The 509-nt window shown below is 67.2% G+C and carries 1 protein-coding gene; it reads left to right on the top strand.

The window, feature by feature from the left end; translation table 11 throughout:
• Positions 1–509: Ig-like domain-containing protein (locus tag OGY07_RS01915; protein ID WP_286598344.1), on the top strand; the 509-nt coding region annotated here is incomplete at both ends.

The raw sequence follows: 509 nt of genomic DNA, 5'->3' as shown, positions 1-509 counted from the left end.
CCGAGCAGGGCGCGGACCTGACGCTCTCCGGCGCCACCACAAACGTGGAAGCCGGCCAGAACGTCACCGTCACCTTTGGCGGCAAAACGTACACCGCCAGCGTTGATGCCACCGGCAACTGGACGCTGGTCGTCCCGGCAGCGGATCTGGCGACCCTGACCGATGGCAGCGCCCGCGTGGAGGCCAGCGTCAGCAACACCGCAGGTAACTCTGCGTCAGCCACCCACGACTACAGCGTGGATACGGGCGCGCCGGTGATCGCCATCAGCACCATCGCGGCTGACGATATCCTGAACGCCACGGAAGCGCAGGCGGATCTGCTGATCGGCGGTACCACTAATGCTCCGGCAGGCCAGGTGGTGACCGTGACGATTGGCGGCACCGGCTACACCACCCAGGTGGAGGCCAACGGCAGCTGGAGCGTCACCATTCCGGCAGCGGACGTGGCGTCCATCACAACGGGGGCAGTGACGGCCAGCGTGGCAGACGCCGCCGGTAACACCGGTTCG

The sequence above is a fragment of the Citrobacter sp. Cs237 genome, from assembly GCF_030332325.1.
GTDB classification, from domain to species: Bacteria; Pseudomonadota; Gammaproteobacteria; order Enterobacterales; family Enterobacteriaceae; genus Citrobacter_A; species Citrobacter_A sedlakii.
This window is presented reverse-complemented; position numbering and strand designations above follow the sequence as displayed.